This window comes from Desulfobulbaceae bacterium, from assembly GCA_015231515.1.
Taxonomy (GTDB): domain Bacteria; phylum Desulfobacterota; class Desulfobulbia; order Desulfobulbales; family VMSU01; genus JADGBM01.
The window spans coordinates 1-9,603 of record JADGBM010000112.1 but is presented as its reverse complement, the minus strand read 5'-3'; the positions used below and the strand labels follow the sequence as shown (position 1 = coordinate 9,603).

Genomic DNA, 9,603 nt, shown 5'->3' with positions numbered 1-9,603 from the left:
CGCAAGTCATTCCGGGAGAGTTATCTTCAGCCGGCTATGGCACAGGGGCTTGTCGAAATGACTCTTCCTGATAAGCCAAAGAGTCGTCTTCAGAAATACCGCCTCACCGATAAAGGACGAGACCTCCTGCAAGCCTCTACAGAGGAGGATAAATAACCCATGGCTGATAAACTCCTCGACCTCACCGGCATCCACAACGAAAACGAGTTCTACACTCACCACTACCTGACTGCCCTTCTGGAGAACGACCTCAAAGGTCTCTACGATACTTGGAAGGAACAAGCCGAAGCCAAAGAAGAGAAACAACCATACGAGAAACTAACTGCTCTAGCGAAAGACTACTTTCATCTTTTAAACCGTCAAGAACGCCTGACAGAACGTAGTTCTCCAGATAACAAACGAGAAGTCCTCGAATTGCGTCAAGCATTCAGGCAACAGTTTATCAGCCTGCTCGGGTACGATATCTCACCGGTCAAACGCTACACCGATGAGAAACATTGTCTCCCACTCTTAGCACAAGTGGAAAAATCAGGCGGGCAACCAGAAGTCTGGTTTTTCGATTCTCTGGACTACGCCTCCATTCTCCCTGCTGAGGATGTTTTGAATATACCAGCCGTAGAAGACGCACCTCAGGCTGAAGCTATAGAAACTACAACACCTCTCCCAATTGTGGAAGAAGATGGTTCACTCGTCGGCGTACTGACTCAGGTGGTCTTTGCCGACCGTGAACCTCCCCGCTGGCTTATCATTTTTGATCTACAAGAGGTAGTCCTGGTAGACCGTAATAAATGGAACTTGAAAAAGCTACTACGCTTTGATCTAAATGAAATCTTCGAGCGTCGAAACGCTGATACCCTCAAGGCCATGGCAGCCTTGCTACATAGGGAGAGCATTGCTCCTATTGAGGGGCTGTGTTTGCTGGATACGCTGGATGAAAATTCTCACAAACATGCCTTCTCTGTCTCTGAAGATCTGAAATATGCTGTGCGTGAAGCGGTGGAACTGTTGGGTAACGAAGTAGTTTACTATATTCGACAGACCGGCTATAAGATTAAACTCTACGAAAAAGGAAGAAACGAAGAACTTACCCGAGAGTGCTTGAGGTATCTTTACCGGCTACTATTCTGTTTTTACATCGAAGCTAGACCCGAACTGGGTTATGCCCCCATGAAAAGTGAAGCCTTCCTCAAAGGTTACAGTTTGGAGTCCCTGAGGGAGTTGGCAGAAATGCCACCATTACAGGAAGATGAAGCCTTGAACGGGTATTATATCAATGAGTCTTTGAACATTCTCTTCAAACTCATCTATCAGGGCTGGAACGACAATATAGGAATGATGGGACGGGATGACCATTTAAAAGTCACTGACCACAGAACTTTTGAGCTGTTACCGCTCAATTCTCACCTCTTCGATCCGGCAGGTACAAAATTACTAAACAAAGTCAAATTCCGCAACCTGGTAATGCAGCAGATACTGGAGTTGCTTTCACTCACCAGCGTCAAGCGTGCTCGAGGAAGAAGGACTCGGCGTGGACGCATCTCCTACGCACAACTAGGCATCAACCAATTGGGCGCGGTATATGAAGGATTATTATCGTATTCAGGTTTCTTTGCCGAAGACGAACTCTACGAAGTCAAGAAGTCCGGAGAAGATTACGATGAGCTGAAAAACGCCTATTTCGTCAAGAAAGATGACCTCAACGACTACAAGGTAGATTGGAATGACCTAAATAAAAGTGAAGTTGTGCATCACGGGGAAAAAGGCAACCGGCAACATAAAGTTCATGAGCAGGGCTCGTTTATCTACAGATTAGCAGGTCGAAACCGGGAAAAATCAGCCAGTTATTATACACCAGAAGTTCTAACCAAGTGTTTGGTGAAGTATTCTTTGAAGGAACTGCTTAAAGATAAATCTGCTGATGATATTTTAGAGCTGACGGTTTGTGAGATGGCTCTGGGCTCTGGGGCCTTTTTAAATGAAGCTATCAACCAGTTAGCCGATGCGTATTTGGAGCGGAAACAACAGCAATTGGGAGAGCACTTATTACCATCGGATTATGGAGAGCAGAAACAGCGGGTAAAGGCCTATCTGGCCGACAACAATGTCTACGGGGTTGACCTTAACTCAACGGCAGTGGAACTGGCTGAGATCAGTCTGTGGCTCAATACCATTCATAACGACTCGGTAGTGCCTTGGTTTGGTAATCAGTTGGTCTGTGGAAATAGTTTGATTGGCGCACGATCTCAGGTGTATCCGGTGGATATGTTGGGGAGTAAGAAGGGGAAATGGTGGGAAAGTGAGCCTAAGAGAGTTTCAGTCCCTTCCGCGCAGCGGGGAACTGTAACGAAAAAGGAGAAACGATCGGAAGATGATGTCTACCACTTTCTGGTGCCGGATGCTGGCATGGCCAACTACACCGACAAGGTTGTAAAGAAGATGGTGCCGGATGCGATTAAGAAAATCGATGACTGGCGTAAAATTTTCGTTCTGCCTTTTGATAATGCCGATTTGAAGGTGCTGAAGCAACTCTCTGCCCGTATTGACGAACTTTGGGCAAAGCATGTAGAGGTGCTGAGGGAGATCAAGCAGAAAACCTGGGCCGATTTTGAATTCTTTGGGCATACGCCAAACGGGATTTTTGAGGGATGTAAAAGCAGTATCGGGCAGAAAGATAAGTTACTGGAAGATTCGTTTCATATTCATACGCCAACTAATGAATATTCGTATCATCGATTGAAACTGGCAATGGACTACTGGTGTGCTCTGTGGTTCTGGCCTATACAGAAAGCAGATCTTTTGCCCAGTCGGGATGAGTTTCTTATAGAGCTCGAATTTATTCTCTCAGGACAACTCTTTAAAAATATTATTCTGTGCGGTTTTGATGACATTTTAACTCCTGATAAATTTCCCCGCTTGCATTTGGTCAGGGAGTTAAGTCAACGCTTCCGTTTCCACCACTGGGAGCTTGAGTTTGCTGATCTGTTTGTGGATCGGGGTGGCTTTGATTTGATTGTGGGAAATCCGCCGTGGATTAAGGTGGAGTGGAATGAAGGCGGGTTTTTGGGGGATTATGAGCCTAAGTTTGAAGTGCGCGGTGTGTCGGCGAGTCAGGCGGCGGAGATGAGAGAGGAGGCGTTGAAGCGGTATGGGAAGCAGGGGGAGTATTTATTGGAATATGCGGAGTTTGAGGGAACCCAGGGGTTTTTGAATTCTGTTGGGAACTATGCTTTACTGAAGGGTGTACAGACGAACTTGTATAAGTGCTTTATTCCGCAGGCGTGGGGAGTGTTGAATGAGGATGGGGTGTTGGGATTACTGCATCCGGAAGGAATTTATGACGATCCGAAGGGGGGTGGGTTTCGGAGGGAATTGTACCCGAGGCTAAGGTGGCATTTGCAGTTTCAGAATGGTATGTTTTTATTCGCAGAGGTTGCGCATCGTTCAAAATTCAGTATTAATATTTCGTGCAGAAACTCGAATGTTGTAAATTTTACAACAATGGCCAATATTTTTGCAGTTAGCAGTGTTGACGCTAGCTTGAATCACGATGGAAAAAATATTGTCGGAGGAATAAAAAGTGAGGAAAATGCTTGGGATATAAGTGGCCACAAAGACCGCTTAGTCAACATTGGGGAAGAACAACTTAGACTTTTTGCAGATTTGTATGATGAAGCAGGGACGCATTTTTTTGAAGCCCGACTGCCTGCACTGCACGCCAAGCAGTTAATTAGCGTGCTGGAGAAATTTGCCCAGCATCCGAAGAAGTTGGGGGATTTGGAGGGGGAGTTCTTCTCAACAGAAATGTGGCATGAAACCAATGCTGTCAAAAAAGACCACACCATCCGCCGGGAAACAAAATTTGTTGAAAAGCTGGACGACTTTATTCTCTCGGGTCCGCATTTTTTTGTGGGCACACCGTTAAATAAGACACCTCGGAGTATTTGCACAGAAAAAGGTCACTACGACCGTATCGACCTCGACTTCATCCCCGACGACTACTGGCCTCGCACCAACTATGTGCCGGATTGCAGCCCAGAGGAGTATCGTCGCAGAACACCAAGGGTGCCGTGGGTGGAAGAAGGGTTAACCACAGAGGACACAGAGAACACAGAGAAAGAAACAATAAACATCAATAAAACAGAGGGAACAGAGAATAAAATATTTAGTAACAAAAAACTAGAGTCTGACGCACAACCCCCCTCTACGCATTTATTGTTAAATAAAAAAGGCAAACGGGTAACAGAGTATTATCGGATTGCCTTTAGAAAAATGTTGCCTCCACCTAACGAGCACACCTTAATCAACTGCACAATTCCACCCGAAATTGCGCACATACATGGCTGTATTTCTTGGAGTATCAGAGATGTTAAGTTGGTGAGTAATATTAGCACAATTTCAGCGACATTATTATCAGATTTTTATGTAAAGGCCACTGGTACGACTAATCTTGGCAATGATACTTTAAAAAATATTCCTTATATTGATTTCTGTTCAAAAACTCCTATAGGCCTCCTCCTCACCTGCCTCACCACCCACTACGCCTCCCTCTGGACCTCCCTCTACACCCCCGCCTTCCTTACCCAACGCTGGTCCAAGCCCGACCCCCGCCTCCCCAACTCCACCTTCATCGACCTCACGCCCGAGTGGGGCAGACACTGCTCGATGCGCACCGACTACCAACGCCGCCAAGCCCTCGTCGAAATCGATGTCCTAGCCGCCCAAGCCCTGAAACTCACCCTCGACGAACTGCTCACTATCTACCGCATCCAGTTCCCGGTTATGCGCCAGTACGAGCAAGATACTTGGTACGACCAGAAGGGCCGCATTATCTTCACCGTCAATAAAGGCCTTACCGGTGTCGGCCTCTCCCGCAACTCCTCCAAATCAGACCCCAACCCCGGCTGGGAAGATATCAAAGACCTACAATCCGGCACCGTCACCCAAACCGTCATCGACGACACACTGGCCCCTTGGCACAAACCCCACGACCTCACCAACTGCCGCCAACTCGACGATGGCCGTTGGGAACGAACCATCACTTATCACGCCCCCTTCGACCGCTGCAACCGTGAAGAAGACTACCGCACCGCCTGGAAGTTCTTCGAGGAGAATAGTTGAGCAAGCCCCCCCCCATCTTTTACAAATTTATGCCGCTCCACGGTCATGTAACTGAATTCAAAACACGCATAGATGTTTTGAATGAATTACTCTTAGACGGAATTGTATGGTTTTCAAATCGTTCAAAATTGAATGATCCATTTGATAGTTATGGGCTAATTATGGAAAAAGGGCGTGAACTTAATGAATGTCGAGAATTTACGCAACATGCATTATCAAGATATGGGTTTTATAGTTTAGCTTCCTCTAGGGAGAACCCCCTCATGTGGTCACATTATACTGCTGGTCATACAGGAATCTGCATACATTTTGACTCCCAAAAGTTGCATCAATATTTTCAAAATAAAATATACCAAGTAATTTATAGCTCTAAAATTACTATCATTGACTTAAAAGATTCTGAGAAATTCAGGATTTTCTTAGAAAAAGATGAAATATGGTCTTATGAGAATGAATACAGAATTATCCATCGACCAGAAGGACCTCACGGTGCTCCTAATCTTGAAAATGGTTTTGGATTAAAATATTTTCCTAAGGATGCTGTGACATCCATTTCTTTTGGTGTTAAAACTTCCGATACATTAAAAGATGAAGTTCGAAAAATTGTCAACAAGTCTGCTTTGAAAATTGACTTGGATCAGGCCCAAATGGCCACAGCAGAATATAAATTGCTATTTGAGCCAGTGTATAGAACGAAGAAATGACCACCCTCTTTATTTCCAGTGTCCAATCGGAGTTTTCCAAAACCCGCCGCCATCTTCACGAATTTATCTCAGGTGATCCACTCCTACGCCGTTTCTTTGATCCCTTTCTCTTCGAAGATATCCCCGCCAAGGACCGACCCGCGGACAACCTCTACCTTGACCAAGTTTCCCGTTCCCCAATTTATCTCGGGCTTTTCGGCAACGACTATGGTTGGGAGGACAAGAATAGCATCTCACCCACTCATCACGAATTCAACACCGCCACGAAACAAAACAAACACAGACTGATATTTGTCAAGGAGGGTACACCGGCTCATAAGGTGCTCACTCATCTCAATTTACTGGATAAGTATCACCCAAGCAATGCCGCTGTTTTGCTTTTTGCTCGTAAACCGCAGCGCTTCCTGATTTTATCGGAGGTCAAATGCGCTCACTTCCATGGTATAGAAGTGGCAAAGCCCATCCCGTCATACCAAGTATATAAGGGAACTGTTTTTGAACTGGTCGACCAAGCCGTCGATTTTGTGCTTTCCAAGATCAATCTGTGGGTGGGAACCCGCAAGGATGGGCCTCAGGCTCCCAGCAAATATGAGTTGCCTGAAGATGTGGTTTCCGAAGCAATCGTCAATGCCATTGCCCACCGAGATTACACCAGCACCGGAAGCGTTCAGGTGATGCTTTTTTCTAACCGTTTGGAAGTCTGGAATCCCGGCTGTTTGCCGCCGAACCTGACCCTCGAGAAACTGCGGCAACCCCATGGGTCATTTCCAACTAATCCTCTTTTGGCCGAACCTCTTTATCTTACCAAATATATTGAGCGCATGGGAACTGGCACCGGAGACATGATCAAGAAATGTCGAAATGCCGGTCTGCCCGAACCCGATTTCACGATTTCTGATGGATTTAAGGTTACGATTCGACGATCTCTTAAGGATGAAAAAGGGGAGATTATATCAGATAGAAATGGAATGCCCTTAATTAGAAAAGTTGACAGTGATCGGTCTCAAGAAAAAACAAAGGTAGATACGAAGCAGGAAAATCATGACGGGGTCCATGATGGGGTCCATGACGGGGTCCATGATCAAGTAGACCTGTCAGAAACAGCAATAAATATTCTGCGATACTGTGTCACAGCTCCAGAAGGAACTCCGAATTTACTTTCTCAATTGGGATATTCTACCAGAACAAGAAACTACCGAAATGCCATCGTCAAGCTTTTGGATATCAAGGCGCTTGAAATGACCTTGCCTGATAAACCAAAGAGTAAAAATCAAAGATACCGAACAACGACTTTAGGTCGTGCAATTATAGAGGGTAAAAAATCATGATCCACCTCATCCTAACCGACCAAAACCTACGAAGCGTAGAAGAGCACCTCCGCACCACCTTACCCTTAAATACTTTAGTCTTATGAGCGCAGCCCTAAAAAGCATCACCCTTGAAGGTTTTAAGTCCATCCGAGAACTCAAAGATTTTGAACTGAGTAGCCTCAATGTAATCATTGGAGCCAATGGAGCTGGAAAGAGCAATTTCATACAGTTATTCAAAATGCTTCAGGTTATGTCACAAAAGAACTTTAGCAAGTATATTCAAGAGCATGGAGGTGCGGATAGTTTTCTCTATAATGGACCAAAACAAACTTCAAGCATTAAAGCTGAATTTGAATTTTTATCTAATAGCCCCTATGCGGAAGGCAGCAACAGTTATCGCTTTATTCTTACCCCTACAGTCAACGAAACCTTTCTTATAGAAGAAGAACGGAAATATTATAACACTAATTGGCGATCTTACGGAAACCCTTCTGATGAAAGTAAATTACATGACATGCGTGATGAAACAGCTGCTAATGGAAATTCGAATGGAGTTGGTCATTATGTATACCATTCAATTTCTGATTGGATGGTATACCATTTTCATGATACCAGCGAAAAAGCCCCAATGCGTCGGTCAGAAATTGTGGAAGATAACCTAAAACTAAGAAGTGATGCAGCTAATATTGCCCCTTTTTTACTTCGCTTGCGGGAAATAAGCCGCTGGCAGTCTTACTATCGTGACATAGTACAAGCCATTCGGCTCGTCATGCCATTCTTTGACGATTTTCGATTGGATACTGTGAAAATGGGTGAGTCCGAAAAAACTCGTCTGAGTTGGCAACAAAAAGGTTCTGATTTTCCAATGCAACCCTACCATTTATCTGATGGTTCTATTCGTTTTATTGCTTTGGCAACAGCACTTTTGCAACCAGTTCCTCCTTCAACAATGATTATAGATGAGCCCGAATTAGGATTACACCCTGAAGCCATTGCAATCTTGGCCGAGTTGATGCACAGCATGGCTAAACGCACTCAATTGATTGTGGCAACCCAGTCTCCCATTCTAATCAATCATTTCTCGGTAAACAATCTAATAGTAGCCAACCGAAATAATAGACAAACTTGCTTTGAAAGACTAAATGAAGTTGATTTCTCTGAATGGCTGAAGGACTACAACATTGGTGAGCTGTGGGTTAAAAATGTGATCAATGGAGGCACGAATCATGAGTAATATCATTGAGGTTGTTGTACTTGTTGAGGGTCAAACAGAACAGAAGTTTATCAAAGATATCCTGGCGCCCTACCTGTATTCCAAACAAATATACCTCAAGCCCATTATATTTTCCAAGCCAGGCCAAAAAGGTGGGGATGTTCGTTTTGACAGGGTTATAGGGGATATTGGGCTCCATCTCAAACAACGAAGTGATACCTATCTCACCTTGCTTTTCGATTACTATGGCATAAAAGGTGATTGGCCCGGACTTTTAGAGTCAAAAAAGAAAGCAAACCATCATCTTAAAGCTCAAACTTTTATAGAAAGTTTAAGAGAAAGTGTTTTAGCTAAGTTTAAAGAGTTGCGTCCTGAGCTACGATTTATCCCCTATATTGCAATGCATGAATTCGAGGCGTTACTATTCAGTTCCACAGAGGTACTTGCAGAGCACCTTCATGTCAATGTAAATTTAGTAGAGTCGATTCTCTCTGAATGTGGTGAACCAGAAAATATCAATGACTCTCCTGAAACGGCACCATCTAAACGATTGGACAAACTATCTTCAAAGTTTAAAAAAATGACCACCGGAATCAGCATTGCAAAAGAAATTGGAATAGATGAAATACGCAAGGCATGTCCTCTATTTAATAAGTGGGTTAAGTCTCTTGAAGCTCTGATTGCATGATAAATTTCATACCAAAGCTAATTCCCCCCAAAATCATCCACTCAGTAACTGAAAAATTATGATCCCTTCCATTCTAGCCGACCAAACTCGCCGTGGTATAGAAGAGTTCCTCCGCACTACCTTTCCAATCACCACTCCCTTTTTTGACAGCATCTTGGAAGACCTCATTACCAGACCCGAAGGAATCTTCAAAGGACCTTTCCTCACCATGCGTCTGCCCTACCAAAAAGGCATCACTGGCAAGACTTTTTTTCCAGGTATTCTACCCGATGGCTTTCACCCCTACCGCCATCAAGAAATCTCATTTGAACGCCTAGGAAGTCAAAGTCCAAAATCTACAATTGTTGCTACCGGCACCGGCTCGGGGAAGACCGAGTGTTTCCTCTACCCCCATGGCGAGGCAAACTTAATATAAAAATAACTAAAAGATAATATTTAAAAGATTATGCTGGACAAAATATTTTTTAGCATATACTGGGGCTTATGCTAAAAAATATTATTAATTTAAAACAAATCGTTATCCGGCAACTCACTGAGGCTGCAGAGATATTTCAGTGGAATGATCTCGTC

General features: G+C 44.3%; 7 protein-coding genes. All 7 read left to right on the top strand.

Going from position 1 to position 9,603, the window contains the following annotated elements; genetic code table 11:
- Nucleotides 1–156: cell filamentation protein Fic (locus tag HQK80_13620; protein ID MBF0223241.1), on the top strand; the 156-nt coding region annotated here is incomplete at its 5' end.
- A 3-nt stretch (nucleotides 157–159) separates the two neighbouring features.
- Entirely contained in the window at nucleotides 160–5,118 is a 4,959-nt protein-coding gene (locus tag HQK80_13615; protein ID MBF0223240.1) for a class I SAM-dependent DNA methyltransferase, read from the top strand.
- Nucleotides 5,115–5,822 (top strand): DUF2971 domain-containing protein, encoded by a 708-nt coding sequence (locus HQK80_13610; protein ID MBF0223239.1) that lies wholly within the window; start codon nucleotides 5,115–5,117, stop codon nucleotides 5,820–5,822. The genes HQK80_13615 and HQK80_13610 overlap by 4 nt, the downstream gene beginning before the upstream one ends.
- Nucleotides 5,819–7,150, top strand: coding sequence for a DUF4062 domain-containing protein (locus HQK80_13605; protein MBF0223238.1), 1,332 nt, complete (start codon nucleotides 5,819–5,821; stop codon nucleotides 7,148–7,150). The genes HQK80_13610 and HQK80_13605 overlap by 4 nt, the downstream gene beginning before the upstream one ends.
- A gap of 82 nt (nucleotides 7,151–7,232) precedes the next feature.
- Nucleotides 7,233–8,366 (top strand): AAA family ATPase, encoded by a 1,134-nt coding sequence (locus tag HQK80_13600; protein MBF0223237.1) that lies wholly within the window; start codon nucleotides 7,233–7,235, stop codon nucleotides 8,364–8,366.
- Nucleotides 8,359–9,033, top strand: coding sequence for a DUF4276 family protein (locus HQK80_13595; GenBank protein ID MBF0223236.1), 675 nt, complete (start codon nucleotides 8,359–8,361; stop codon nucleotides 9,031–9,033). The genes HQK80_13600 and HQK80_13595 overlap by 8 nt, the downstream gene beginning before the upstream one ends.
- Before the next feature lie 58 nt (nucleotides 9,034–9,091).
- Nucleotides 9,092–9,448 (top strand): helicase with metal-binding cysteine cluster, encoded by a 357-nt coding sequence (locus HQK80_13590; protein ID MBF0223235.1) that lies wholly within the window; start codon nucleotides 9,092–9,094, stop codon nucleotides 9,446–9,448.
- Nucleotides 9,449–9,603: the final 155 nt, after the last annotated feature.

What these genes read in the sequence shown, in the direction of transcription:
- HQK80_13595 (MBF0223236.1), top strand. Translation starts at nt 8,359, where the DNA reads ATGAGTAATATCATTGAGGTTGTTGTACTTGTTGAGGGTCAAACAGAA.
- HQK80_13590 (MBF0223235.1), top strand. Translation starts at nt 9,092, where the DNA reads ATGATCCCTTCCATTCTAGCCGACCAAACTCGCCGTGGTATAGAAGAG.
- HQK80_13605 (MBF0223238.1), top strand. Translation starts at nt 5,819, where the DNA reads ATGACCACCCTCTTTATTTCCAGTGTCCAATCGGAGTTTTCCAAAACC.
- HQK80_13600 (MBF0223237.1), top strand. Translation starts at nt 7,233, where the DNA reads ATGAGCGCAGCCCTAAAAAGCATCACCCTTGAAGGTTTTAAGTCCATC.
- HQK80_13615 (MBF0223240.1), top strand. Translation starts at nt 160, where the DNA reads ATGGCTGATAAACTCCTCGACCTCACCGGCATCCACAACGAAAACGAG.